Raw genomic sequence first — 24974 nt, forward strand, 5'->3', positions numbered from 1 at the left:
TGCCGGAGAAAACCCGGTTGGCTCATCCGGCGCGCCGCATGCCGCCGCGGCGGGTCTCGCGGCTATTCTCCTCGCCGAACAGCGAAGCAAGCTGCTCGGTCATCGCCCCGGCCAGTTCTTCCGCATCGATGATGGTGACGGCGCGGCGATAGTAGCGGGTAACGTCGTGGCCGATGCCGATGGCCAGCAGTTCGACCGGCGAGCGGTTCTCGATCAGTTCGATAACGGCGCGCAGGTGGCGCTCCAGATAGTTGCCGGGATTGACCGAAAGGGTCGAATCGTCGACGGGGGCACCGTCCGAGATCATCATCAGGATCTTGCGCTGCTCCGGCCGTGCGATCAGACGGTTGTGTGCCCACAACAGCGCCTCACCGTCGATGTTTTCCTTGAGCAAGCCCTCGCGCATCATCAGGCCGAGATTGCGCCGCGCACGGCGCCATGGATGGTCGGCCGATTTGTAGATGATGTGGCGCAGGTCGTTGAGGCGCCCGGGGTTCGGCGGCTTGCCGCCCTTCAGCCACTTCTCACGCGCCTGACCGCCTTTCCACGCACGCGTGGTGAATCCGAGGATTTCCACCGAAACGCCGCAACGCTCCAGCGTACGGGCAAGAATGTCGGCGCAGGTGGCGGCCACCGTGATCGGCCGGCCCCGCATCGAGCCCGAATTGTCGAGCACCAGCGTCACCACGGTATCGCGGAACTTCGTGTCGCGCTCCTGTTTGAAGGAGAGCGGCTGCATCGGGTCGATGACGACACGCACCAACCGGGCCGGATCAAGATACCCTTCTTCGAGATCGAAGTCCCATGAGCGGTTCTGCTGCGCCATCAGGCGGCGCTGAAGCCGGTTGGCGAGGCGTCCGACGACGCCCTGCAGATTGGCGAGCTGCTTGTCCAGGAAGGCACGCAGCCGGTCGAGCTCCTCTTCCTCGCAAAGCTCCTCGGCCCCCACCGTCTCGTCGAACGCGGTTGAGAAGACCTTGTAGTCGATTTCCTTCGGCAGATTGGTGAACGGGTTGTCAGGACGCTTCGCCTCACCGGGCGTTTCGGCGTCGGGATCGTCCTCGTCGGTCATCTCGTCGGTGGTGGAGTCGGCAGCATCCGTCTCGCCAGCTTCCTGGTCGTCGGCGGAGGGTTCGGCATCCTCGGATTGCGAATCGTCGGATCCGGACTCGTCTTCGCCACCTTCTTCGCTGCTTTCCTCGCCTTGTGGCTGGTCGTCGTCGCTGTCTTCGGCTTCGTCGCTCTCCTCGTCGTCGCCGAGTTCCTCAGCCATTTCCATCGAGGCGAGCATCTCGCGCACGACGCGGGCGAAGGCGTTTTGGTCATCGAGCTTGGCGGTCAGGTGGTCGAGGTCGGGACCAGCCTTGTCTTCCACCCACTTGCGCCAGAGGTTGACCATGCGCTCGCCGCTCTTCGGCACCGGACGGCCCGTCAGCTTCTCGCGCACCATCAGCGCCACGGCTTCCTCGATCGGCGCGTCGGCCTGGTCCTTCACGTCGGCGAGATTGGCCCTGGCGTATTTGTCCTCCAGCATCGAACCGATGTTGTCGGCGACACCGAGCATGGCGCGCGAGCCTATCGCCTCGACGCGAGCCTGCTCGACCGCGTCGTATATGGCACGGGCCTGCTTGCCTTCCGGCGCCAGCTTGGTGTGGATGCGGCTGTCATGGCAGGCCCGCTTCAGCGCCATGGAATCGCCGAGACCGCGGGTTACCGCGATGTCGCTCTTCGTAGGCTTCTTCGGCAACTCGGGCAGCCGAGCGCGATTGCCTGCCAGCGCCGGCCGGTCCTTGGCGAAAGCAACTTCGAGGTCGTGGTCGCCGGCGATCGCACGCACGCAGACCGACACCGCACGCTTGAAGGCTTCGCCCTCACCGTTGGCTTTCGGCTTGCTGCGCGTTGAGTTGTCGCCCGGACCCGCCATCTGTGCCTTGCACTATCCCAAAACGACGTTGGCAGCCGATTCGGGCAATTCTTCGCCGAAGGCGCGCTGATAGAACTCGGCCACCACGGCACGTTCCAGTTCGTCGCACTTGTTGAGGAAGGTCAACCGGAACGCCATGCCGACATTGCCGAATATCTCGGCGTTCTCGGCCCAGGTGATGACGGTGCGCGGGCTCATGACGGTCGACAGGTCGCCATTCATGAACGCCGAGCGCGTCATGTCGGCGACCCGCACCATCTTGTTGACGATGTCCTTGCCCTTGTCGTTCTTGTAATGTTTGGCCTTGGCCAGAACGATTGCCACCTCGTTATCGTGCGGCAGGTAGTTCAGCGTGGTGACGATCGACCAGCGATCCATTTGCGCCTGGTTGATCTGCTGGGTGCCGTGATAGAGGCCGGTCGTGTCGCCCAAGCCAACCGTGTTGGCGGTCGAGAACAGCCGGAAAGCAGGGTGCGGTCGGATGACCCGGCTCTGGTCGAGCAAGGTCAGGCGGCCGGACGATTCCAGCACGCGCTGGATGACGAACATCACGTCAGGACGGCCGGCATCATATTCGTCGAAGCAAAGCGCCACATTGTGCTGATAGGCCCAAGGCAGGATGCCGTCGCGGAACTCGGTGACCTGCATGCCGTCCTTGACGACAATCGCATCCTTGCCGACCAGATCGATGCGGCTGACATGGCTGTCGAGGTTGACGCGCACGCAGGGCCAGTTGAGGCGTGCCGCGACCTGCTCGATATGCGTCGACTTGCCGGTGCCGTGATAACCCGAGACCATGACACGGCGATTGAATGCGAAGCCGGAAAGGATTGCCAGTGTGGTCTGTTCGTCGAACAGATAATCAGGATCGATATCCGGCACGTGTTCGGTGGAAACCGAATAGGCCGGTACGACCATCTTGGATTCGAAGCCGAATTTCTCCTTCACCGAGACCGTGGTGTCAGGGAGATTGGCGATGTCGCGATCGACCTTGTTCATTCTTCAACGTCTCCACAGGCGAAGCATCGAGCTTCGCCGGCAATCGATTTTGTCCGGGGGCGGTCTTAGAGCCTTTTCCAACCGGATGAAAGTTGGAAAAAGGCCCGGCCTGTAAGTTCGCTCAGCACAAACCTGCTTGCTTGAGCACACGATACGCCTGAAGCACATCGCGGAACCGGTCTTCCGAACCTCTGTCGCCACCATTCGCATCCGGATGATGACGCTTCACCAGTTCCTTATAGCGTGCCTTGATGTCCGCGCCAGTCGCCTTTGTCGTAAGGCCAAGCGTTTCCAGCGCCTTGGCCTCAAGCGGCTTGGCCTTTCGCTCGCGCGGCTCCTTCGGTCCATTGAACAGATTGAACGGATCGCGCATGCGGTTGTGATAGCCGGCGCGGCCGGAACGTTGCTGGGCGAAATCAGGCGATGACCGGGTGCCGCCGCTGGCGCCCATCTTCCAGGTCGGCCGATGACCGGTCATCGCCTCCTTCTGAAAACGGGCAATTTCGGAATCGGGTACACCGGAGAAATAGTTGAAACCCTTGTTGTACTCGCGCACATGGTCGAAGCAGAATTTGAAATATTCGCCTTCCTTCATGCGGCCGACCGGCGCGCGATGCGTACCGGCCTCGCCGCAGCCGTCCCACTGGCAGCGCGGCGCGCGCGACTTCAGCTCGGCTTCCGGGTCGGGGCGGACGCGGATTTTCTCGAAATATTTCGAATAGGGTTTCATTCGTTCCGATTATGGGGTGTTCGGCGCGCGAAACAAGAATTGACATTTGCAGGACTATGGACCTAACCGCTGATTTGCGATCCGGCCTGTCCGATTGGTGCCTTTTGTGGCGGGCCAAGCACATGTGGTGAAAGGAAGCGGCGATGTCCATACAGGAAACGATGGAAAAGAAGCTCAGCGAGGCTTTTTCGCCGGAGCGGCTGGTCGTCATAAACGAGAGCCACCTGCATGCCGGGCACCATCACGTCGATGGCGGCCATGAGGCGGTCTTCGACGGCTCGGGCGAGACACATTTTCGCATCCGCATCGTGTCGCCGGCATTTGCCGGCAAGAGCCGCATCGAGCGCCATCGCGCGGTGAACGACATTTTGGCCGATGAAATGAAGGCCGGCCTGCATGCGCTGGCGATCGAGCCGGCGGCGCCTGGCGAAAAGACTAGGTGGTAGCGTTATTCCCGTAACTCTTGGGGCGGATTGCGTGAGGCCTCCGCCACCGGCCTGATCCTGATGCGCGTCAGCCGGTTCTTGTCGCGCTTCAGCACGGTGAAACGCTTACCGTGAAATGTGAACGCCTGCTTTTCCTCCGGAATCGACTGCGCCTCGTGGATGACGAGCCCGGCGATCGTCGTGGCCTCGTCGTCCGGCAGGCTCCAGTCGAGCGCCCGGTTCAGGTCGCGGATCGGCACAGTGCCCTCGACGACAATGGAGCCGTCGGCTTCCTGCTTGACGCCCTGCATCTCGACATCGTGCTCATCGGCGATCTCGCCGACAATCTCCTCGATGATGTCCTCCAGAGTGACCAGACCTTCCACCTCACCATATTCGTCGACAACGATGGCGAAGTGCGCCTTGCGGCGCAGGAACGCGTTGAGCTGGTCCTGAAGTGTCGTCGTATCGGGCACGAACCACGGCTTCGACGCCACCTTCATGACATCGACCTTGGCAAAGTCGTTGCCGACATCGTTGAGCGCACGCAGCAGATCTTTGGCGTGCAGCACGCCGACAATATTGTCGAGCGAACCGCGCCACAGCGGCATCCGGGTATGCGGGCTCTGCAGTATCTCGCGCACGACGGCTTCCGGCGGATTGTCGGCATTGACCGAACGCATGTTGGTGCGGTGGACCATGACGTCGGACACTTCGAGTTCGTGCAGGTCGAGCAGTCCTCCGACACGGTCGCGGTCCTGCTTCACCACCGAACCTTCGCGATGCAGGTCAGCCATGGCGCCGCGAAGCTCCTCATGCGGCGTCCGCTGCGGCGAAATCGGCGCAAGTTCGAGACCGAATGCAGCAAGCAGACGGTCACGGAAGACAAACGCCAGAAGCGCCAAAGCGACCAGGACGCCGGCGATGATCCAGGCTTCGGCCATCATCCCGGATGGTTCTCCGTGAGGAACGACAGCACCTCGGATGCCGGCACGTCCCTGGCGATGAAGGACTGTCCGACGCCGCGGGTCAGGATGAAGGTCAACGCGCCGCGCGACACCTTCTTGTCCTGCGCGATGTAACCAAGCAGACGCTCGGCATCGGGCAGCGAGCCAGGAATGTCGGCCATGCGCCACGGCAGGCCGACAGCGCGCAGATGCGTTTCGACGCGGGCAGCATCATCCGGGCTGGCAAGGTTCAGCCGCGACGAGAAGCGATACGCCAGAGCCATGCCGATGGCGACGCCTTCGCCATGGACGAGGCGGGCGCTGTCATACCCGGTGGCGGCTTCCAGCGCATGGCCGAACGTATGTCCAAGATTGAGCAGTGCCCGGTCGCCGGTCTCGAACTCGTCCCGCGCAACGACTTCGGCCTTGGCCCGGCAGGATTGGGCGATCGCCTCGGTGCGGGCCGCGCCACCGGCAAACACTTCCTGCCAGTTCTTTTCCAGCCAGGCGAAGAAATCCGGCCGGTCGATCAGCCCGTATTTGGCAACCTCGGCGTAGCCGGCACGGAACTCCCGTTCCGGGAGCGTGTCGAGCACATCGGTGTCGGCAAGCACGATGCGCGGTTGGTGGAAGACACCGACCAGGTTCTTGCCGTGGGCGCTGTTGATACCGGTCTTGCCGCCAACGGAGGAATCGACTTGCGCCAGCAGCGAGGTCGGCATCTGCACGAAATTCATACCGCGCCGCACGATGCCGGCGGCGAAACCCGCAAGATCGCCGACGACACCACCACCCAGGGCCACCACCGCGTCGCCGCGCTCCAGGCGCGCCGACAAAACACCGTCGACGACCACCTGCAATGCGTCGAAGCTTTTGGTCTTTTCGCCCGCCGGCACAATGATCGGGACCGCCTCGATGCCACCTGCGGCAAGCCCGGCGGTCAAGGCGCCGAGATGCGCGGCAGCTACGTTGTCGTCGGTGACGATCGCAGTGCGGATGCCCGGCAGGCGTTTGGCAATCTCAGCGCCGGAGCGCGCGAGCAGACCCGGGCCGATAAGGATATCGTAGGCACGGTCACCGAGCCCGACTTCGACAGTGACTGTATTCATCTTGCAATCTTCTCCGCCGCGACCGGTACAGCGCCCAGCGCCATCGCCAAAGCCTCAATCACCTCTGTGGCGATCACCTCCTTGCGCTCGTCGCGGGTAGGCACTGTGACCGCGGCCTTGGCATAAACCGGATAACGCTCGGCCATCAGCTTTTCCATGACCGCACGTGGATCGGGATTCTTCAGGAGCGGCCGGTTCTGCTTCTTGGAAACGCGCTCCATCAGGATATCGATATCAGCCTTCAGCCAGACGGAGATGCCGTGATCGGCGATCGCCAGGCGGGTCTGCTCGTTCATGAAGGCGCCGCCCCCGGTCGACAACACTTGCCGGCCTGTCTCGAGGATGCGCAGGATGACACGCTGCTCGAGCGCGCGGAACTCAGCCTCGCCATAGAGTTCGAAGAGTTCGGGAATCGTCATTCGCGACGCGGTTTCGATCTCGTGATCGCTGTCGGTGAACGGAAGGCCAAGCGCCTGCGCCACCTTGCGGCCGATCGCCGTCTTGCCGGCGCCCATCAGGCCGACGAACACGATCGAACGTTCGCCGAGATGCTCCAGCACCTCGGCCGTTCTTTCCGCCGGCAGGATTTGCGTGGCTGTCATGATGGCGCCTCTTCGAGGCCGTAACGACATGAAAAGCCGGCTTGCGTCAAGCGCTGTCGCGGGCGGCGAATGTCCTTGAAATGCTTGGATTCCCGTCCCATAACGGGACGGAGCATAGAAAAAGACGGGCAACAACGATTTATGCCGACACTTTTCCGTTTGCTGATGACGCTCGGCATTTTCGCAGGCCTTGTCTATGGCGCGATGTTTGCGCTGGTGACCTATGTCAAGCCGAAGCAGGGCGAGATCAGCGTGCGCGTGCCGGTCGACAAGCTCAACAAGCCTCAATGAACAGCGCCGCGCGCATCGAAGCATTCCTGGAGATGATGAGCGCCGAACGCGGCGCCAGCGACAACACGCTATCCTCCTATCGCCGCGACCTGGAGGATGCTGCCGAACATGTTGCCGGCAACCTCGCTAGTGCTGCGGCAGGCGACATCCGCGCCTACCTTGCCGACGTCGCCGCGCGCGGCTTTGCCGCGACGTCACAGGCGCGTAAGCTCTCGGCGTTGCGGCAGTTTTTCAAATTTCTCTACACCGAGGGCCTGCGCACTGACGATCCCACCGGCACGCTGGACAGCCCGCGCAAAGAACGCTCGCTGCCCAAAATCATGAGCGAGGCCGAGACCGGACGGCTGCTCGACCGCGCGGCACAGGAGGCGGCGGACGCCGCACTCGGAGATGCCGCCCGCCTGGCGACGCTCCGGATGCATGCGCTGGTCGAAGTCCTCTATGCGACCGGCTTGCGCGTCTCCGAACTGGTCAGCCTGCCGCTCACGGTGGCGCTACGCGACGAACGCTTCTTCATGGTGCGGGGGAAGGGCAACAAGGAGCGCATGGTGCCGCTCTCGGAAAAGGCCCGGCTGGCGATGCGCGCCTGGCAGGCCGAGCGCAAGCGCATCCCTGCCTTCGCTGACAGCCGATGGCTGTTTCCGGCGCTCTCCGAAAGCGGCTACCTGCCGAGACAGGTGTTCGCCCGCGACCTGAAGGGGCTTGCCGCCCGCGCCGGCATTGCGTCGGCGAAGATTTCGCCGCATGTGCTGCGCCACGCTTTCGCCAGCCACCTCCTGCAGAACGGCGCCGACCTGCGCGCCGTCCAGCAACTGCTCGGTCACTCGGACATTTCGACCACCCAGATATACACGCATGTGCTCGAGGAAAGGCTGGTGCGATTGGTCAACTACCATCACCCGCTTGCCGATCACACACCGTAACGCTATGTGAGGGCGTCATTCAGCATGCCGGTTGCGCCATAGTGGCCCTGCCGGCCTTATTTTAATCGGTTTCCGGCGTTCTGGTCCGCTCACGAATGTACAATTACCTCGATTTCGAAAAACCCGTCGCCGACCTCGAAGGCAAGATTCTGGAGCTGAAGAAGCTTTCGGAAAACGGCGAGGCTGTCGATGTCGCCGAGGAAATCGCACGGCTGGAGAAACGTTCCAAGGATGCGCTGCGCGACGCCTACAAGGCGCTGACGCCGTGGCAGAAGGCGCAAGTCGCCCGCCATCCCGACCGTCCCCACTGCCTCGACTATGTCGGCGCGCTGTTCAGTGACTTCACGCCGCTGGCCGGTGATCGCGGCTTCGGCGAGGACAATGCCATCATCGGCGGCTTCGCGCGCTTCCGGGGTGAACCGATTGCAGTGATCGGCCAGGAAAAGGGTTCCGACACCAAGAGCCGGCTGAAACACAATTTCGGCATGGCCAAGCCCGAGGGCTACCGCAAGGCGGTCCGCATCATGGAACTCGCCGACCGTTTCGGCGTGCCGCTGGTGACGCTGGTCGACACGGCTGGCGCCTACCCCGGCATCAACGCCGAAGAACGCGGCCAGGCCGAAGCCATCGCCCGTTCGACATCGGCCTGCCTTGGCCTGAAAATCCCGTCGATTTCGGTCGTTATCGGCGAAGGCGGCTCCGGCGGCGCTATAGCGATAGCCACCGCCAACCGCGTCTACATGCTTGAGCATTCGATCTATTCGGTGATCTCGCCGGAAGGTGCCGCTTCCATCCTCTGGCATGATTCGACGCGCGCCAAGGACGCCGCCACCAACATGAAGATCACCGCGCAGGATCTTCTCGACTTGAAGATTATCGACGGCATCATCCAGGAACCGCTGGGTGGGGCGCATCGCGCGCCGGAAGCCGTGATCAGCGCTACCGGCGACCAGATCGCCAAAACGCTTGGCGAATTCGCCAGCCAGAACATGGATTTCCGCGAGCAGCGGCGGGAAAAGTACCTGGCTATAGGCCGTAGCCTCTGATCGCAGCCGGCACAGCCTCCGGTTGCTCGCTCGTTCTTTTGCGGCGAAAATGTGCAGTTTCGCCACAAAATCGCCGCGCCTTTTCGCTCAATGACAATAACGTGAGTGAAGACGGGCTGCTTGCGGTAACTGAATTTCAAGGTTAACGGGCTTAGCGTGCCGGCGATATCAATTGGATCGGCAGCCAGAACCGGACGGGCCGACGGAAAAGACGACGCGTAACCAGATGCTTGCCAATATCCTCCGTGCCAGTTTGTTGACCGCCGCGCTGATTGTCGCCGGCTGCACCGACACGACGCTTTCAGGTATTTCCAGCGGCGGCGCCAAGGCTGAAAAGCCGCTGCCTGAAAAGGTCGTCGCCAAGATGAAGGCCAAGGGCATGACCCGCACCTCGCCGGTCATGGCGCGCGTCTTCAAGGAGGAAGGCAAGGTCGAGATCTGGAAGCAGAAGAACAACGGCCGCTACGACATCATCGCGGAGTACGACATCTGCAAATGGTCGGGCAAGCTCGGGCCGAAATTCACCGAAGGCGACCGCCAGGCGCCGGAAGGCTTCTATACGGTGCGTCCGGCACAGATGAACCCGCAATCGAGCTATCACCTTGCCTTCAACATCGGCTTCCCCAACGCCTACGACCGTGCCAATGGGCGCACCGGCGCCAATCTGATGGTGCATGGCGCCTGCTCGTCGTCCGGCTGCTACTCGATGACCGACGCCCAGATGGAGGAAATCTACGCGTTTGGCCGCGATGCCTTCCGCGGCGGCCAGACCGAATTCCAGATCCAGGCATTTCCCTTCCGCATGACCGCCGCCAATATGGCGCGTTACCGCAACGACCCGAACTACGACTTCTGGAAGATGCTGAAGGAAGGCTACGATCATTTCGAGATCACGAAAGTGCCGCCGAAGGTCGATGTCTGCGAAAAACGCTACGTTTTCAACCAGACCGCAGCCGAAGGAGGCACTTTCAGCCCGACCGGCGCCTGCCCGATGACGACGCAACCGGATTCGCTGAAGATGGCCTACCAGAGCTATCAGACGAGCTATCAGGCTGCTTTCTCAAGCGCCACGGGTTCCAAGGTTCTTCCGCCGAAGCCGACGATTGCCGGCACCAAGGAAGCAGCGTTGGTTTCCGAGTGGACAAAGAAGCGGGCTCGGGGCGAGCGTGTCTCTATGGAGCCGCCGTCGATGTCGCATGATGGTTCTGTCGCAGTGAGTTCGCGCATGGGGCGGATCGATTCGCCTGCCGGCCGCCGAATGGCTGAACAGGAAGCTGCCGCCGCCGCCAAGAAAAAGGCGGAGGAGGAAAAACTCGCTGCCAAGCAACGCGCCGCCGACGAGAAGGCTGCCGCCGTGGCCGCTGCCAAGGCAGCCAAAGAAGCTCCCGCCGCAACCGCCCCGCTCCCGCAGCCGGAACCCGCGATGGCCGCGGAGGCGATTCAGGCTCCAACGGTCGGCGCACCGACCGAGAAGCCCGGTCTGCTCGGCGGTGTCCGCAAGAAGATCGGAAATCTGTTCGGAGGCTGAGGCTGGACCATGGTCTTCGCGACATGAGTACAGCCACGGCGATCTACGATCTTCGCGGGCTGAACTGCCCGCTGCCCGTCCTGAAGGCCCAGAAGCGTCTGGCGGGCATGCATCCGGGCGGCAGGCTGTGGCTGGAAACTACCGACCCGCTGGCGGTGATCGATATACCGGCCTTCTGTACCGAGAGAGGGCACCTCCTCGTCGAGACGGAGACGGTAGCCGGCGGCCATCGCTTTCTTGTCGAACGAGGCGGCTGAGCCATTGCGGCCGGCAAATCCGCTAACCGCGCATCCCTGCAATCGCCAGAGGATTTTCTTCGAGCGCGGCGCGATCGGGCGTGTCGACCGACGGGCGGTTGGCAAGGGCTCCAAACAGACGCCGAACGTAGTCTTCCGGCATGTCTATCATGATGAGCACCAGGCGTGTGCCCCGCGTTTCGTCCGGCCAGGCCGGCAGCCGCGCCGGCGGGTGAAAGATCTTCTGTACGCCATGCACGACCAGTGGCCGCGACGGATCCTCCGTAAGTTCGACGATGCCTTTCAGCCGCAACAGTTTTTCGCCATGGGTCGAGAGCAGCAGGTCGAGGAACGTCTCGATAGCGCTGAACGGCAACGGCCCGTCGTGGATCAGCGAAATGGCGCGCACGCGGGCATCGTGACGATGCTCGTCGTGCCGATGATCGTGGTCATGCCCGCCATGCTCGTGGTGATGATTATGCGCCGCCTCTTCGCCAAGCCAACGGCGGACGTCGGCGGTTTTCGTGGCCGGATCGTAGAGCCCGCACTCGAACAGCGCGGCGTGGCCGGTGTCGCCATCCTGCGCATCGAGCAGCTGGGCGCCCGGGTTGATCGAACGCAGTCGCGCGCGCAGCGCGACCAGGATATCCTGGTCATCGACCAGATCGGCCTTGGTAAGGACGATGCGGTCCGCGACGGCCGACTGCTTCACCGCCTCGACATGGGCATCCAGCGTCGCGTCGCCGTTGACCGCGTCGACGGCGGTGATGACACCATCGAGCCGGAACGCCTGCACAAGTGCCGGATGGCCCATAATCGCCTGCAGAACCGGCGCGGGATCGGCGAGGCCCGTGGTTTCGATGACGACCCGTTTCAACCGCTTGATGCGGCCGGTCTGCAGCCGGTCAATAAGGTCGGCGAGCGTATCGACCAGTTCGCCGCGCACTGTACAGCACAGGCAGCCGTCGGAAAGCTGGATCACCCCATCGGACGACTGCTCGACCAAAAGGTGGTCGATCGCGACATCGCCGAACTCGTTGATGATCACCGCCGTATCGGCAAGCGCCGGGTCCTTCAGCAGCCGGTTGAGCAATGTGGTCTTGCCAGCACCGAGAAAGCCGGTCAGCACCGACACCGGGATTGGGAAATCCGACATTGTAACTCAGCCGCCGACCTGCGAGGCCTTCGCCGGTTTCGCCGAGGCTTCGGGAACGATCGTGGAGGCCGTTGAGGCCGTGTAATCGGGGCGCGGCGTGGGGATCGGTATGCCATCGACATCCGGGACCTTGCCCGCCGCAATCGCCGCCGCGTAAGCTGCCGGGACCTTGCCTGTCGCATTGCCGAGACCGACGGCAATCAGCTTCGGCGGATGATCGAGCTTCTCCAGGAAGGGCGACTTCGCCTTGTCCGATGCCTGCTCGCTTGGCTGTTCGGCTTTCTGGCCCTTGACCGGTTTCGGGCAGATTTCATCACGCACATTCCGAACCGTGTCGATCCCCTGGCCATAGCGCGTCAGGCCGGCGACGGTCTGTGCGCCGATGTTCTGATTGGCAAAGCCCTGGTCCAGCAGTTTTGCGACGAGTTCGGCACGGGTGACCGCCGTCTTCTCTCCCAGGACGATGGCCACCAGCGTACGTCCATCGCGTGTTGCCGAACCGATCATGTTGAAACCCGACGGACATATGAACCCCGTCTTCATGCCGTCGGCGCCGGCATAACGGCCGACCAGAAGATTGAAGTTGCTGAGCTTCTTCTTGCCGGCCAGCAATCCCTCGATGGAAAAATAGGGCATGTATTGCGGATATTCGCGGCGGAGCGCCATCACCAGAAGGGCAAGGTCGTGGGCGGTGGTATACTGGTCGTCCGCATGCAGTCCATTCGGATTGACGAAATGCGTATCGCTCATGCCAAGCCGCGCGGCCTCGGCGTTCATGCGCGCCGCGAAATCTTCCTCTGTACCGCCGACATTTTCGCCGATCGCCATGGCGATGTCGTTGGCCGACCGGACCAGCATCATCTTCAGCGCATTGTCGAGGTTCATCACCGAACCCGGCTTGTAGCCCATCTTGGCCGGCTGTTCGGACGCCGAGTTCTTGGATACATTGATCGGCGACGTGAGGTCGAGTTCGCCCGCATCCATGGCGCGGAAAGTGACGTAGGCGGTCATCAGCTTGGTGAGCGATGCCGGGTGCCAGCGCTGAAACGCTTCTTCATGGGCGAGCACCCTGCCGCTGTTCAGGTCAAACAGAACCGACGGGTTGGCGCTGGCGCCGGCGGCGAACAATGCCATTGCCGAGAACGACGCGCCTGCCAGAAAAGAATGCAGAAAATGCAGATGCCGCATGATGGATTCCGAAATAGCCTCTTGCCCTGATTGCCCCACGCTCCGTAAGCTTCGTTACCGGCGTGACACATGACGTCGCGAAGCGAACCCCACATTCGCTTCCCTCAACGGTGCTATTTAGCCTATGTGACGCCAAGATGGCAAAATGCGAGCGATCTTTTTGCCGGAACCCGGGCAGTTTCTGCCGATGCCAACGATTGAGAGTCCCAGACCATGCCGATCCTGAACCGCGCCGCCGAAATGCAGCAGGAGGTCGCCGGCTGGCGCCAGCACCTGCACAGCATTCCCGAACTCAATTTCGACCTGCCGCAGACCTCGGCCTTCGTGGAGAAGAAATTGGCGGAATTCGGCTGCGACGAGGTGGCCGCGGGGATCGCCAAGACCGGCGTGGTCGCGATTATCAAGGGCCGCCTGGGTGACGGTCCGACGATCGGCTTGCGGGCCGACATGGACGCACTGCCAATCAACGAGATCACCGGCCGCGCCTATCAATCGCAGTCACCGGGAAAGATGCATGCCTGTGGCCATGATGGCCACACGGCGATGCTCCTGGGTGCGGCGAAATATCTCGCAGAGACGCGCAACTTCGCCGGCTCGGTCGCCCTCATATTCCAGCCGGCGGAAGAAGGCGGCGGTGGCGGCAACGTGATGGTCAAGGAAGGCATGATGGAACGTTTCGGCATCGAAAAGGTGTTCGGCATGCACAACATGCCGGGCCTGCCGGTCGGTCAGTTCGCCCTTCGTCCGGGTCCGATCATGGCGGCGACGGCCGAGTTCACCATCACGGTGAAAGGCAGGGGCGGACACGCGGCGATGCCGCACGGCACGATCGACCCGATCGTCATCACCAGCCAGATCGTCGGCGCCCTGCAGACGATCACCTCGCGCAGCGCCGATCCGGTTGAGGCATTGGTGGTTTCGGTGACCAAATTCCATGCCGGGGACGCTTATAACGTCATTCCCGAAATCGCCGAGATTGCCGGTACCGTGCGCACATTGAAGAAAGAAATGGCACAGCTTGCGCGCGAGCGCATGCAGGCGATCTGCGACGGCATCGCCGCGGCGCATGGCGCCAGCATAAAGGTCGACTACGACGCCAACTATCCGGTCACCTTCAACCATGCCGAGGAAACCGTCTTCGCCGGCGATATCGCCGCAGTCATCGCTGGCGACGCCAGGGTGCATCGCGCCATGCCGCCGGTGATGGGCGGCGAGGATTTCTCCTACATGCTGGAGGCACGGCCGGGCGCCTTCATTTTCATCGGCAACGGCGACACCGCCGGCCTGCATCATCCTGGCTATGACTTCAACGACGAGGTCATCGCGCACGGTATGAGTTACTGGGTGCGACTGACGGAGACCGCACTGGCTGCATAGGCGCGGAGGGGAGCGCTGTGTCTCCGCGGATCACCCAGGACGCCGGCCGACCCGACAGGTTGGTCTGTCGGCGTCCAGATCCATGGCTCGTCGATGTTCTCAAAACCGGTTGGCGAAATGCCAGTAAGCGGTTATGTGTCTCGGCGCGTGGTCCCGTAGCTCAGTAGGATAGAGCGGCAGATTCCTAATCTGTAGGTCACAGGTTCGATTCCTGTCGGGATCACCACTCAGTCCCATGAAAACTGGCGCTCCGAGTGGCCCTCCTAATTACCACAACATTTCCGCGGCTTACCGCATTGAGCTTCAAGGTGTTGGACAGAGACGGCCGGTTTTGAGCCGTGACGCTACGGAATCCGGGCACCGTCTCAATTGGGCATTTTGCATGTGTCCGACAGTTTTTTCGGTGGCCGAGAGCTGACTGCTTCTAGCCTGCAACAAGCAAGAGCCGACGTTGGGTCACAAGTCGTGATGGCCTGAGCGTCTCGCACAAATCGTTGCCCGCCATGGGAAATGTCGGGACACGGAGGATATGCAGCCATTCAGACACGTGGGAAAGCAAAAGCACCGCGGACAGCTATGGAATGGATCTGGATCACATGCTCCTGCTCAGCGGCCAACGATAGGAACGCGAGAGTCTTGTTTAACCGTTAACGCAATGGCACTTACGATGGAGTCAGACATTACTCAATCGTGCATTGGCGAGCGGAAATGATGTCAGTCATCAATATGATCGAAAGCGCATCGGTCGTAATTCTCGCGGTGGTTTTCCTCGCCTTCCTGGGCGACCGTCTTGATCGCTCCTTCTGGATCAAAAGTATCGTCTTCGGGATCGTTTTCGGCGCGACCGGATTGATCAGCATGGCCTCGCCGGTCGAACTTGCGTCCGGCTTTTTCGCCGACGGACGCAATGTGGTAATGGCTCTTTCCGGTGCTATCGGAGGGCCGGTAAGTGCCGTGATCACGGCACTTACTCTTTCGGGCATGCGTATGGCCTTCGGCGGAGCGGGCTTGGCTTCCGCGCTCGTCGGCATCTGGCTCGTGGCTGCTTGCTCGTCGGCAATGTGGGTCTGGCAGCGCACCAAGGGGCAGCAGCGCCTTGCTCCGAAAGACATACTCATCCTAGCGGCCGTGACCGCGATCCTTCCTCCACTTGGCTTGTTGATCCTGCAAATAGCTCCAAGTGGCGAAGTGTTCGGCCAGCTTCTTGCGTTGATCATCCCGACAAATTTCGTCGGTGTGCTCGTTCTCGGATTTCTCATTATCAACGACCAGCAACGCCGATGGGCGATGTCGGCCTACTCCGAAAGCCAAGCGCAGTTACAGGCGATCACCAACAATGCGCCCGGCGTCCTCTTTCAGCTCTCTATCGGGTCGGATGGGATCGGGCGCTTTTCTTACGTATCCGGAGGAGCAGAGCGCGTCCTTGGCGTAACGGCCGAGGACATCGTCGGCAAGCCCGGCACCATCTCGCGCATGATTTCGCGCGAGGCGCTAGCCGAGGTCGAGCACCAGCTCAAGCTGTCGGCAGAGACCCGCCAAGCCTGGTCGATCGAGGCGGAATTCACCAAGCCTGACGGCGAAAAGGTCTGGATGCGCGCCGCAGCGGAGCCGCGCTTCGATATTCGTGGCGAATTGGTGTGGGACGGCTCGCTCTTCGACATAACGGAGCGGAAACGCAGCGAGCAGATGAAGAACGATTTCATCTCGACGGTTAGCCATGAACTCAGGACACCGCTTACCTCGATCCGCGGCTCGCTGGGACTGGTCGCCGCAGGAGCAGCCGGCGAGATTCCGTCCAAGGTTGCCGGACTGATCAATATCGCCCATTCCAACAGCGAACGTCTGGTCCGGCTCATCAACGACATTCTCGACATCGAAAAGATCGAATCCGGGCGCATGCCGTTCGATCCCCGACCGATGGCTCTTCGGCCGCTCATCGAGCAGGCGATCGAAAGCAGCAGCAACTATCTCGCGGACCAAAACGTCTCAGTCGTCCTCGATGACCAGGCGCCCGGTGCATTGGCTGTGGTTGATCCCGATCGGCTGCACCAGGTGACGCTCAACCTGTTGTCTAATGCGATCAAATACTCGCCGCAGGGCGGTCGCGTAACAGTTCGCCTCGTCCGCCTCGAAGATATGGTCCGCTTGTCAGTGATCGATCAAGGCCCCGGCATTCCCCATGCTTTCCAGTCGAGGATTTTTGGCAAATTCGAACAAGCGGACTCGTCCGATTCGAGACAAAAAGGTGGAACTGGTCTAGGCCTAAGCATCGTGAAGGCTATTGTTGACCGGTTGGGCGGAATCGTCTCCTTCGATACCGGGCCGGAGATCGGAACATCTTTCCATGTAGATATTCCGGAAACCAGCGACCGTCGTTCGAGGCCGCGGGATGCGGTTTTGGGAGATGACGGAACAGCGGCACGACGCGTGCTGATCGTGGAGGATGAACGAGACATCGCAGATATCATCGCGCTTGCGCTCGTGGAGGACGGACTCCAAGGCGACATCGCGCCCGACGTCGAAACGGCCAAGGAAATGCTGGCCCGCAATCGATATGTCGCGATGACGCTGGATATCAAACTCGCAAGCCAGTCCGGCCTTACGCTCTACGAATACCTGCGCAAAACCCCCCATGGCCTGGATTTGCCCGTCATCGTCATCTCCGCCTTCATCGACGAGGCCCGTAAGTCCTTGAACGGATCGGCGCTCGGCATTGTCGATTGGCTGGAAAAACCGATCGACATGAACCGGCTGCGTGCCGCGATCGAAAAAGTCAGGGATGGAGCTTTCAAGCGCATGCCCACAGTGCTCCATGTCGAGGACGACGAGGACGTGCTGAAGGTTATATCGGCGGGGCTCGGCGATGACATTGCAATCACATTCGCACGCAATGTGCAGCAGGCGCGCTTCGAGCTCCAGCAGAAGCATTTCGACCTGGTCATACTGGATCTGACCTTGCCAGACGGATCGGGAGCGGACCTGTTGAGGACGATCCCGAGTGAAACTGCGGTTGTCATATTTTCGGCATCTGAGGTCGACGAGCATCTGGCCGCGACTGTGGCAGCAGCAATGACGAAAACCAAGACGTCCGAGATCGCGATCGCCGAACTCGTTCGAAGGCTGACTTCATCACAGGCTGGCAACAAGTTCGCTGCCGCGCCGGAAACGAGGAGATAGGCCGATGGAGACATTTCGCGTGCTCTATGTCGACGACGAGGCGGATATACGCGAGGTAGCCGCAATGTCGCTCGCGCTCGACCCGGCGTTGGACGTGCGGACCAGCGCGTCCGGCCAGGAGGCGCTTGCCGCCACCGCTGCCTGGGAACCCCATCTCATTCTGCTCGACGTCATGATGCCAGGAATGGACGGCCCCGAAACCCTCGCGGAATTGAAGGCAGACGAGCAGACGGCAGCGATCCCGGTCCTATTCATCACCGCTAGGACGCAGACATACGAGGTTGAACGCTTCTTGTCGCTCGGTGCAGTCGGGGTCATTGCCAAACCGTTCGATCCAATGGAACTCGCAGCGCAAGCACGGCGCTATCTCGACGGGCGAACAGTTTGATCAGCGAGAGGCGAGATGGACTGGAGATCTGGGTTGCCGATCCTCTTCGCGTTCATCGCGATGACGCCGGGCCATGCCGCCAACCTATCGGCTGAAGCGCCCAGCGAGATGAAAAACGGCGAGCCATCCGTGGTTTGGAGCCGATCGGTCGCGATGCAAGCGCCTTCCCCGTCCCGCATCACTATTGAAGGCACCGACATCGATGGCCGTTTCGTGCCGCAAGCTGTCAACACCCCCGATGACGATCCGAAAAGAACCAAGAAAACGCCACTGCCGCTTGGCGAGGATCTACTCGGCCGGTTCGATGCGCGGTCTTTCGGCAGTGAGGAGCGCGTTGAGGCAGAGCGGTTGGATGATGGCCTGATCATTCGCTGCGGCGAAGGAACTGCACCGGCCGGCGTCGTCCTCGAAGCCGACACCTTGCATTTTCCACGCGCGGCGCAGTTGAAGCTCGTTGTGACGGGCCTGGGCTCAGGCGAGCCGTTTGGGCTATCGATTGTTGAGCGCGGCGAGGATGCGCCTTCGGCGGCGCAGTCCCCGATCGGTATCGCGGGTGTCAGCCTGCAACTTTCTCCGAACTCCGCTGATGATCTGCCGTCCCGGGACGTTGTAATCAATTGCCCGCCCGGACAGGGCAGCTTCCGGCTGAATGCCATCAGCCTGGAACCCGACAGGTCACTCAGCTCGGTTTCACATACCGGGACGTGGCTCTGGAATGCTGAGACCTGGCTCACGCGGCCCTGGCTGATCGAAAAATGGGCCGTGACTTCGCGGCTCGACCGCGTCTTCCTGCAGTTGCGGATCGACAATGGAGAGTTGGCGGACGGACGCGCCCTCGCGGACTTCATAGCCCATTTGGGCAGGCGGGGGATTTCGGTCCATGCCGTCGAAGGCGATCCGGCAATGATAGTCGGTGACGGGCTCGACAATGCGCTTCGGCGCGTCGCAGCGATCCGCCGCTACCAAACAGCAAACCGGCCGGATGCCCGCCTCGCCGGCCTACAATTCGACATCGAGCCGTATCTTCTGGCCGATTTCGCACTCGATCCCACGGCCGTCTGGAGCCAATGGGCAGCGGCGATCCAGTCGCTCTCCGCGGCATGGGGGCAACCGGTGTCCATCGTTGTCCCATTCTGGATGCTGGATTCGGAGGCCGGAAGATCGGCGATAGACTCGGCACGCTTTGCCGTTTCCGATCTCACGGTCATGGCATACCGCACGGAAACCGGCGAAGTAACTGCACTGAGCGAGCCATGGCTCGCCTGGGGAGCACTCCACGATCTGCCGATCAGGATAGCGCTCGAAAACGGCCCTCTCGGCGTCGAGGTACATCGGACCTTTTTGCGCGCGGAGACGGGGCATCTCCAACTGACCACGGAAAACAGGATAGCCACCGTTTCGCTGCTCTCAGAACCGGCGCGGGCACACCAAGGCGCATTGGCATACGCATTTCATCATGAAACGCGTGTCAATCCGGCGCGAATCAGCTTTATGAACAATCGGGATAAACTAGCGGTTGCGCGGGCCGAACTTGCGCGTTTACTTGTCGCGTGGCCATCCTTCGATGGTCTTATGATTCACGCGCTGGATGAAGCGGATGGCGGTCTTGGGGGCCCGCACATTCCGATGCCGGAGACCAGAGCCAATGAGCCCCAAGCATCGGATCCTGATCTGCGACGATGACCCGTTGCTGATCGAACTGATGAGTTTTCGCCTCAAGGCGAAAGGATTCGACGTGATCACCGCCACGGATGGCGAGGAAGCGCTTGCAAAGCTCGCAAGCGAGCAGCCCTCGCTGATCGTGCTCGACGCAATGATGCCCCGCCTTGACGGGTTCGAAGTGCTCTCGCGGATGAAGAGCGATGGAGCGGTGTCGCACATCCCTGTCATCATGCTGACCGCGCGCAAGGGTGAAAAGGACATCGTGTCGGCACTGGAGCGTGGTGCGGATGATTATCTCGTCAAGCCGTTCATTCCCGAGGAACTGCTTGCGCGCCTCTCCAAGCTTCTCGCGCGGCTGGCCCCAAGGCATCAATGAAGCCGCGTCGCGCCTTGCTCCTGATTCTGCTGAGCGGTCTGCTTGCTGTCGCTGGTGGAGAAAGAGCCGGCGCCCAGACGGTTGACGAGCTGTATCGCGAAGGGGTGGCTGCTCGCATGGAACAGCGCTTCAAGGAGGCGGTTTCCTTACTCGATCGCGCCAAGACGCTCGCCCCCGACAATGCGGACGTATTGGTGCAACTCGGCTTCACCCAACTGGCTCTTGCAAATAATACCGCTGCACGCGAGGCGTTCGAACAAGCACTAGCGATTGCGCCTTCTTATGAAGACGCCCGGTTCGGACTGGCGCAGATTGCATTCAGGAGCAGCGATTTCGTTGAAGCGCGCAGGCTGGCTGCGGCTGTGGTCGGCGCGCAGCCTGATCATGCCGAAGCGAAGCAACTGCTGACCTCGATCGAAGCAGCGGAAAAGGCCGACCAGGCGGAACCACCGCCGGCCGCGCGCGCTGGTCCGACAAGCCAGCCCGCCAAGCGGGCCAAGCCCGGGCCAAGCCGGCTGGAGACCACGCTTCAGCGAGCACGGAAACTGCGCGAGGAAGGCCGCTTTGCCGAGGCCGAGACGTTATATCGCGAGGCGCTGGCGCTGTCGCCCGGCAATGCCGACGTCCTGGTCGCGCTCGGTTTGGTCGCGGGATTTCAGCAGGATTTCGACGAGGCTGAAAGATTTTTTCAGGCGGCGCTTGAAAAGGCGCCAGACTATCTGGACGCCCGCCTGGGGCTTGCTCGCGTGGCACTGTGGCATGGCGACCTGGCCGGTGCCCGGACACTTGTCAGCGCCGTGACGGCGAAATACCCCGATAACACCGAGGCCCGGCTGCTCGCAGCCCGCATCAGCCTGCAGGAAGGTGAGACTCGGGCGGCCGAGGCGCAGTTCCAGGCCATACTGAAGCGCGAACCAGACAACAGCGAGGCGCTGGTCGGCCTCGGCGACGCACAGCGTGCACGGGGCGACGACCGTGCCGCCCGGACCAGCTACGGCAAGGCGCTGGCGCTCGAACCCGCCTCCGTGGATATCCAGCAGCGCCTGGCCCAACCGCCGCCCAAGAAATGGCGGACCGACATCGGCACCGAACTGAGCCACCTCTCCGGAGGCAGGCAGTCATGGACGGACAGTTCGGTTGGCCTTGCCTATACCCCGCAGCCGGGCACCACCATTGGAGGTCGCACGCGGGTAGTGACGCGATATGGCGAAACGGACGTGCAGATCGAGGCACGGATCGATCATGCGTTCTCGCAGGATTTCTCCGCCTACGGTATTGTGGCTGGCACCCCCGACGCCGATTTCCTGGCGCGCTTTTCCGTCGGCGGCGGAGCGACCTGGCGCGCCTACGCACCGGCTGGCGCGTGGGGACCGCTGGTTTTGACACTGGATGGGCGGCACGACATCTTCGCTGATACGTCGGTGAGTACAGTCTCTCCGGCAGCTCAGTTCTTCTTCTTTGACCAAAAGCTCGGTCTGCAGGTCCGATGGATCCACTCGTTCAACGATGAGGGCACAACGGCCAACGGCTATGTCCTTCGCGCCGACCTGGCGGCGACCGATAGGTTTCGCATTCTTGCCGGCTACAGCGACGCTCCTGAAATCTCCGAAGGCACACTTGTCGACACTAAAACCGTGTTCACAGGATTTTCCTACGACCTGTCAGACGCGCTGACCCTGCGGGGCAATTATGCCTATGAACACCGGGAGGCTTTCGACAGGAACACTTTCGGCCTCGGCCTCTCGGTTCGGTTCTGACATGCTTGTCTACATATGGACGTTGTCGATTGTCATTGGGCTGATCGCGCTGGTGATCATGGCGGTCCTGGTCGTCCTCAGGGTCTTTCATGAGCGACGCCACGCGCGCGACGAAATCCTGCGTCGGAAGCTGATGACCTCCCTAATCCGCTTCAGCGAGGACGGCGAACGGCAAACGCTGATGCCGGTACTCAAGGAAATACCCGCTGCAATCGTGGCTGATTCCGGTTTCGAATTCCTGTCGCTGCTGCGTGGGGGCGAGCGCCGGAGAATCGAGGAAGCCTTCGCGGAAACCAGCCTACCCGATTTCGTCCGAAAGCGGCTTCGCAAGGGCAATGAAGCCGAACGAATCCATAGCGCTGAAATCCTGACTGCGTTTCCGGGAGCCGCCAGCGTTGACGCTTTGCTCGAAGCGCTCGGCGACAACTCGCGGGAACTGCGCATCGCCGCCGCGATTTCGCTCAATGCGCTTGGAGCGCTTCCTCCGTTGCAGACGGTGCTTGAGCGCATAGGCCCGAAGGGGCTGCGCTCCCATCGTCTGATCGATCTCTTCGAAAGCCTCCCCGCTGAGCGGGGCAACGAACTCCTGGCCAACGCGTTGAAGGCGGATGGCGCCCCCTTTGTCAGAGCGGCCGCCGTCGAGGCGCTCTCGCTCTCGGAGGACTACCGCTTTCTGGTGGCATTGGAAGATCTGGCCCGTGATCCATCGCCGGAAGTGGCTGCGGCCGCCCTTCGCGCGTTAGGTCGCTCCGGCCATCCGGGAGCGTCGGGAACGGTGCTTGCGGCACTGGGAAGCGCGGATTGGGAGGTGCGCAGGGAGGCAGCGGAGGCTTCCGGCCGCATTGGCATCGTTGAAGCGGTGGAGCCACTGACTTCGTTGCTGGGAGATGGCGAGTGGGCGGTCCGCTATGCGGCGGGCAAGTCCCTCAGGGAAATCGGACCGGCCGGGATGGAAGCGCTGCAGCGAGCGGCAACGGAGGAGTCGTCGCGCAGCCAGCGCACGGCCTCGCTCATCCTGTCGGAAGGGTTGGCCGCATGAATGGCGGCTGGCATCAGGTGCTGCTCCATACGTCAGGCATAGTTGCCTGGATCGTCATCATCTTTGGGCTTATCCAGACCTTCGTATACCTCCTGCAGCTCGTGATTGCGGCCTACGCGCTCTCCCGGCGACCGCCCGTGGCGCGGTCGAGCTTGTTGTGGCACCGCTACGGCGACATCGCGCCTCCCATTTCGCTGATCGTCCCCGCCTATAACGAGCAGATGAACATCGTCGAGAGCGTCCATTCCATGCTGGCGCTCGAATATCCCGCCTACGAGGTCATCGTCGTAAATGACGGGTCCAAGGACGAGACGCTGCAACGGCTGATCGATGCCTTCGAACTCGTATCCTTCCGGCGGTCCTTCGAGGAGACGATCAAGCATGAACCGATCAGGGGAATCTATGCTTCGCCGCGGTCCGACAGACTGTTTGTCGTCGACAAATTCAACGGCGGCAAGGCCGATGCCCAGAATGCCGGCATCAACGTTTGCCGCGCGCCGATCTTTTGCGTTATCGACGGCGATTCGATCCTCGAGCCGGACGCTCTGCTGCGGGCGGTGCAGCCATTCATCGAGGATCCGGAGCGGGTGATCGCCGTTGGAGGCACCATTCGCATCGCCAACAACTCGACCATAGAAGGCGGGCGGGTGAAGACCGTTCGGCTGCCCACGCGAGTTCTGCCGCTCTTCCAGGTGGCCGAATATCTTCGCGCGTTTCTGATGGCCCGTCTCGCTTGGAGCCAGGTCAACACGCTCATGCTGGTCTCGGGCGCGTTCGGCGTCTTCCGACGACGGGAGGCGGTGGCCGTCGGCGGCTTCACCAAGGGCTCCATGGGCGAGGATCTCGACTTCGTCATCAAGCTCCATCGCTACATGCTCGACAAGAAGAAGGAATACCGGATCGAGTTCATCCCGGAGCCGGTCTGCTGGACCGAGGCACCCGAGACACTGGCTGTGCTTGCCAGACAGCGCTCGCGCTGGCAACGCGGGGCACTGGAAGTGTTCTTCCGTTATCGCAGCATGCTGTTCAATCCGCGCTACGGCCGTGTCGGCTTTCTCGGGTTTGGGCATATGCTGATCGTCGACGTGCTAGGCCCGATCATGGAGGTGTTCGGCTACATCCTCATGCCGCTCTTCTGGTTGATGGGTGTGCTTTCGACCGAACACCTCCTTGCTTATACGGCACTGGTTTTCGTCTACGGCGTTTTCGTGAGCGTCGCCTCATTGATCCTGGAGGAGTTGGAGCTAAAACGTTTTCCGCGCCCCCGCGACCTCGCGATCCTGACGCTGGCCGCGGTTGCCGAGAATTTCGGCTATCGGCAGATCAACAATTTTTGGCGCATCAAGGGATATTGGCAGTATCTGCGCGCCGACAATAGTTGGGGCGAAATGACCCGAACGGGCTTTTCGAAGCAAGGCTGACGATCAGCCGGACGAAGCGGAAACCTGTCCCAATATCTGGATCAATTCATCCAACGCCGCGATAGCCTGATTGTCGCCTTCTCCCTCGATTATCAGCGCCTCGAGTGCAAATGCCTTGTTACTTATTTCAGGGAATCCGAATATTCCGCCTGCGCCGGCCAGTGAGTGTGCAATCTTGGTCAACGCCACCGATGCATCCGGATTGTCGAAGCCAGCCGACTTGAGTTCCTCCAAGCTGTGAAGGTCACTGCGGCACCTCTCTATGAAGCGGTTGCGGATATCAGTAAAAGGGTCGGAGGTCACAGCCGCACCCTGACGATGGAGTCATCACTTCACAAGCATGCAAGCAGTTCGCTTAAGGGTCAATGCCCATCCTAGAGCACATCCGGGTATCGATGAATCGATTGTGATGTGACGCGATAGGTGGCTTCTGATTCAACGTCCGCTTTGGCGGAGGTGGACGATGGAGCTTAACTTCGAGAAGAGGGCATGAGCCCTCCCCCGGCTTGTCTCACTTGATCGCCCGCCTGAGATCCGTCGAAACAGGCTTAGCCTCTGGTCTCTGTCGTCCAGTCTTCTCCATGGCAGCGACTTTCACCCAGACAAAGATTGCCGCCGCGACGAGGAGGATGAAGTTGATCCAGACCCACCCTGGAATAACGAAGGTATTCAT

Annotated in this window: 24 protein-coding genes and 1 tRNA gene; 15 read left to right on the top strand and 10 right to left on the bottom strand. The window is 61.5% G+C overall.

The window, feature by feature from the left end:
- Positions 1-22: 22 nt before the first annotated feature.
- From cobT to OHD58_RS01790, 3 genes are all read right to left on the bottom strand, one after another.
- Complete coding sequence (gene cobT, locus OHD58_RS01780) at positions 23-1924, bottom strand: cobaltochelatase subunit CobT (RefSeq protein ID WP_263801325.1); 1902 nt, start codon at positions 1922-1924, stop codon at positions 23-25.
- Between the two features lie 12 nt (positions 1925-1936).
- Positions 1937-2923, bottom strand: coding sequence for a cobaltochelatase subunit CobS (cobS, locus tag OHD58_RS01785; protein ID WP_263801326.1), 987 nt, complete (start codon positions 2921-2923; stop codon positions 1937-1939).
- Positions 2924-3044: 121 nt separating this feature from the next.
- Positions 3045-3653, bottom strand: a complete 609-nt coding sequence (locus OHD58_RS01790; protein WP_263801327.1) for a J domain-containing protein — start codon at positions 3651-3653, stop codon at positions 3045-3047.
- 143 nt (positions 3654-3796) lie between these two features.
- On the opposite strand from OHD58_RS01790, the gene OHD58_RS01795 reads away from it, so the two are divergent.
- On the top strand, positions 3797-4099 hold the full coding sequence (locus OHD58_RS01795) for a BolA family protein (RefSeq protein WP_263801328.1): 303 nt from the start codon (positions 3797-3799) through the stop codon (positions 4097-4099).
- Positions 4100-4101: 2 nt separating this feature from the next.
- Here the strand turns inward: OHD58_RS01795 and OHD58_RS01800 are convergent, their stop codons facing one another.
- From OHD58_RS01800 to OHD58_RS01810, 3 genes are read right to left on the bottom strand one after another with little or no spacing between them, the layout of a single operon-like run.
- The gene (locus OHD58_RS01800) at positions 4102-5025 is read right to left on the bottom strand and encodes an HlyC/CorC family transporter (RefSeq protein WP_412177149.1); all 924 of its coding nucleotides are present in this window, start codon (positions 5023-5025) and stop codon (positions 4102-4104) included.
- Entirely contained in the window at positions 5022-6134 is a 1113-nt protein-coding gene (gene aroB / locus OHD58_RS01805) for a 3-dehydroquinate synthase (protein WP_263801330.1), read from the bottom strand. Before aroB ends, OHD58_RS01800 begins: the two co-directional genes overlap by 4 nt.
- On the bottom strand, positions 6131-6736 hold the full coding sequence (locus tag OHD58_RS01810) for a shikimate kinase (protein WP_263801331.1): 606 nt from the start codon (positions 6734-6736) through the stop codon (positions 6131-6133). The genes aroB and OHD58_RS01810 overlap by 4 nt, the downstream gene beginning before the upstream one ends.
- A 141-nt stretch (positions 6737-6877) precedes the next feature.
- Between OHD58_RS01810 and OHD58_RS01815 the strand changes: the two genes are divergently transcribed.
- From OHD58_RS01815 to OHD58_RS01835, 5 genes are all read left to right on the top strand, one after another.
- Positions 6878-7027 (top strand): histidine kinase, encoded by a 150-nt coding sequence (locus OHD58_RS01815; protein ID WP_263801332.1) that lies wholly within the window; start codon positions 6878-6880, stop codon positions 7025-7027.
- The gene (locus OHD58_RS01820; protein WP_263801333.1) at positions 7024-7950 is read left to right on the top strand and encodes a site-specific tyrosine recombinase XerD; all 927 of its coding nucleotides are present in this window, start codon (positions 7024-7026) and stop codon (positions 7948-7950) included. The genes OHD58_RS01815 and OHD58_RS01820 overlap by 4 nt, the downstream gene beginning before the upstream one ends.
- Before the next feature lie 95 nt (positions 7951-8045).
- Complete coding sequence (locus tag OHD58_RS01825; protein ID WP_263801334.1) at positions 8046-8996, top strand: acetyl-CoA carboxylase carboxyltransferase subunit alpha; 951 nt, start codon at positions 8046-8048, stop codon at positions 8994-8996.
- 226 nt (positions 8997-9222) lie between these two features.
- On the top strand, positions 9223-10524 hold the full coding sequence (locus OHD58_RS01830; RefSeq protein WP_263801589.1) for a L,D-transpeptidase family protein: 1302 nt from the start codon (positions 9223-9225) through the stop codon (positions 10522-10524).
- Between the two features lie 23 nt (positions 10525-10547).
- Positions 10548-10781, top strand: a complete 234-nt coding sequence (locus tag OHD58_RS01835) for a sulfurtransferase TusA family protein (protein ID WP_263801335.1) — start codon at positions 10548-10550, stop codon at positions 10779-10781.
- Between the two features lie 22 nt (positions 10782-10803).
- Here OHD58_RS01835 and OHD58_RS01840 read toward each other — a convergent pair whose 3' ends face one another.
- Positions 10804-11916, bottom strand: coding sequence for a CobW family GTP-binding protein (locus OHD58_RS01840; RefSeq protein WP_263801336.1), 1113 nt, complete (start codon positions 11914-11916; stop codon positions 10804-10806).
- Between the two features lie 6 nt (positions 11917-11922).
- Complete coding sequence (locus OHD58_RS01845; RefSeq protein ID WP_263801337.1) at positions 11923-13104, bottom strand: D-alanyl-D-alanine carboxypeptidase family protein; 1182 nt, start codon at positions 13102-13104, stop codon at positions 11923-11925.
- A gap of 213 nt (positions 13105-13317) precedes the next feature.
- Here OHD58_RS01845 and OHD58_RS01850 point away from each other — a divergent pair, with 213 nt between their 5' ends.
- From OHD58_RS01850 to OHD58_RS01890, 9 genes are all read left to right on the top strand, one after another.
- A complete protein-coding gene (locus OHD58_RS01850; RefSeq protein ID WP_263801338.1) occupies positions 13318-14481 on the top strand; it encodes a M20 aminoacylase family protein in 1164 nt (387 codons plus the stop codon).
- A gap of 149 nt (positions 14482-14630) precedes the next feature.
- Positions 14631-14707, top strand: a tRNA-Arg gene (locus OHD58_RS01855).
- 485 nt (positions 14708-15192) lie between these two features.
- Entirely contained in the window at positions 15193-17658 is a 2466-nt protein-coding gene (locus OHD58_RS01860) for an ATP-binding protein (protein WP_263801339.1), read from the top strand.
- 4 nt (positions 17659-17662) lie between these two features.
- Positions 17663-18046: a response regulator gene (locus OHD58_RS01865; protein ID WP_263801340.1), complete on the top strand. Its 384-nt coding sequence runs from the start codon at positions 17663-17665 to the stop codon at positions 18044-18046.
- 15 nt (positions 18047-18061) lie between these two features.
- Positions 18062-19729, top strand: a complete 1668-nt coding sequence (locus tag OHD58_RS01870) for a hypothetical protein (RefSeq protein ID WP_263801341.1) — start codon at positions 18062-18064, stop codon at positions 19727-19729.
- Positions 19692-20084, top strand: coding sequence for a response regulator transcription factor (locus tag OHD58_RS01875; protein ID WP_263801342.1), 393 nt, complete (start codon positions 19692-19694; stop codon positions 20082-20084). Before OHD58_RS01870 ends, OHD58_RS01875 begins: the two co-directional genes overlap by 38 nt.
- On the top strand, positions 20081-21841 hold the full coding sequence (locus OHD58_RS01880) for a tetratricopeptide repeat protein (RefSeq protein WP_263801343.1): 1761 nt from the start codon (positions 20081-20083) through the stop codon (positions 21839-21841). The genes OHD58_RS01875 and OHD58_RS01880 overlap by 4 nt, the downstream gene beginning before the upstream one ends.
- A gap of 1 nt (position 21842) precedes the next feature.
- Complete coding sequence (locus OHD58_RS01885) at positions 21843-22880, top strand: HEAT repeat domain-containing protein (RefSeq protein WP_263801344.1); 1038 nt, start codon at positions 21843-21845, stop codon at positions 22878-22880.
- Positions 22877-24301 carry a glycosyltransferase family 2 protein gene (locus OHD58_RS01890; protein ID WP_263801345.1) on the top strand — a complete coding sequence of 475 codons (1425 nt, stop codon included), beginning with the start codon at positions 22877-22879 and terminating at the stop codon, positions 24299-24301. Before OHD58_RS01885 ends, OHD58_RS01890 begins: the two co-directional genes overlap by 4 nt.
- Positions 24302-24304: 3 nt before the next feature.
- Here the strand turns inward: OHD58_RS01890 and OHD58_RS01895 are convergent, their stop codons facing one another.
- Together OHD58_RS01895 and OHD58_RS01900 are read right to left on the bottom strand one after the other, a co-directional pair.
- Entirely contained in the window at positions 24305-24604 is a 300-nt protein-coding gene (locus OHD58_RS01895) for an Hpt domain-containing protein (RefSeq protein WP_263801346.1), read from the bottom strand.
- A 208-nt stretch (positions 24605-24812) separates the two neighbouring features.
- Complete coding sequence (locus tag OHD58_RS01900; RefSeq protein ID WP_263801347.1) at positions 24813-24974, bottom strand: hypothetical protein; 162 nt, start codon at positions 24972-24974, stop codon at positions 24813-24815.

Source organism: Mesorhizobium sp. ZC-5 (assembly GCF_025753855.1).
GTDB lineage: Bacteria > Pseudomonadota > Alphaproteobacteria > Rhizobiales > Rhizobiaceae > Neomesorhizobium.

What these genes read in the sequence shown, in the direction of transcription:
- OHD58_RS01890 (WP_263801345.1), top strand. Translation starts at nt 22,877, where the DNA reads ATGAATGGCGGCTGGCATCAGGTGCTGCTCCATACGTCAGGCATAGTT.
- OHD58_RS01815 (WP_263801332.1), top strand. Translation starts at nt 6,878, where the DNA reads ATGCCGACACTTTTCCGTTTGCTGATGACGCTCGGCATTTTCGCAGGC.
- OHD58_RS01860 (WP_263801339.1), top strand. Translation starts at nt 15,193, where the DNA reads ATGTCAGTCATCAATATGATCGAAAGCGCATCGGTCGTAATTCTCGCG.
- OHD58_RS01850 (WP_263801338.1), top strand. Translation starts at nt 13,318, where the DNA reads ATGCCGATCCTGAACCGCGCCGCCGAAATGCAGCAGGAGGTCGCCGGC.
- OHD58_RS01830 (WP_263801589.1), top strand. Translation starts at nt 9,223, where the DNA reads ATGCTTGCCAATATCCTCCGTGCCAGTTTGTTGACCGCCGCGCTGATT.
- cobS (WP_263801326.1), bottom strand. Translation starts at nt 2,923, where the DNA reads ATGAACAAGGTCGATCGCGACATCGCCAATCTCCCTGACACCACGGTC.
- OHD58_RS01810 (WP_263801331.1), bottom strand. Translation starts at nt 6,736, where the DNA reads ATGACAGCCACGCAAATCCTGCCGGCGGAAAGAACGGCCGAGGTGCTG.
- cobT (WP_263801325.1), bottom strand. Translation starts at nt 1,924, where the DNA reads ATGGCGGGTCCGGGCGACAACTCAACGCGCAGCAAGCCGAAAGCCAAC.
- OHD58_RS01840 (WP_263801336.1), bottom strand. Translation starts at nt 11,916, where the DNA reads ATGTCGGATTTCCCAATCCCGGTGTCGGTGCTGACCGGCTTTCTCGGT.
- aroB (WP_263801330.1), bottom strand. Translation starts at nt 6,134, where the DNA reads ATGAATACAGTCACTGTCGAAGTCGGGCTCGGTGACCGTGCCTACGAT.
- OHD58_RS01845 (WP_263801337.1), bottom strand. Translation starts at nt 13,104, where the DNA reads ATGCGGCATCTGCATTTTCTGCATTCTTTTCTGGCAGGCGCGTCGTTC.
- OHD58_RS01885 (WP_263801344.1), top strand. Translation starts at nt 21,843, where the DNA reads ATGCTTGTCTACATATGGACGTTGTCGATTGTCATTGGGCTGATCGCG.
- OHD58_RS01865 (WP_263801340.1), top strand. Translation starts at nt 17,663, where the DNA reads ATGGAGACATTTCGCGTGCTCTATGTCGACGACGAGGCGGATATACGC.
- OHD58_RS01795 (WP_263801328.1), top strand. Translation starts at nt 3,797, where the DNA reads ATGTCCATACAGGAAACGATGGAAAAGAAGCTCAGCGAGGCTTTTTCG.
- OHD58_RS01900 (WP_263801347.1), bottom strand. Translation starts at nt 24,974, where the DNA reads ATGAATACCTTCGTTATTCCAGGGTGGGTCTGGATCAACTTCATCCTC.
- OHD58_RS01800 (WP_412177149.1), bottom strand. Translation starts at nt 5,025, where the DNA reads ATGATGGCCGAAGCCTGGATCATCGCCGGCGTCCTGGTCGCTTTGGCG.
- OHD58_RS01825 (WP_263801334.1), top strand. Translation starts at nt 8,046, where the DNA reads ATGTACAATTACCTCGATTTCGAAAAACCCGTCGCCGACCTCGAAGGC.
- OHD58_RS01835 (WP_263801335.1), top strand. Translation starts at nt 10,548, where the DNA reads ATGAGTACAGCCACGGCGATCTACGATCTTCGCGGGCTGAACTGCCCG.
- OHD58_RS01790 (WP_263801327.1), bottom strand. Translation starts at nt 3,653, where the DNA reads ATGAAACCCTATTCGAAATATTTCGAGAAAATCCGCGTCCGCCCCGAC.
- OHD58_RS01820 (WP_263801333.1), top strand. Translation starts at nt 7,024, where the DNA reads ATGAACAGCGCCGCGCGCATCGAAGCATTCCTGGAGATGATGAGCGCC.
- OHD58_RS01870 (WP_263801341.1), top strand. Translation starts at nt 18,062, where the DNA reads ATGGACTGGAGATCTGGGTTGCCGATCCTCTTCGCGTTCATCGCGATG.
- OHD58_RS01875 (WP_263801342.1), top strand. Translation starts at nt 19,692, where the DNA reads ATGAGCCCCAAGCATCGGATCCTGATCTGCGACGATGACCCGTTGCTG.
- OHD58_RS01880 (WP_263801343.1), top strand. Translation starts at nt 20,081, where the DNA reads ATGAAGCCGCGTCGCGCCTTGCTCCTGATTCTGCTGAGCGGTCTGCTT.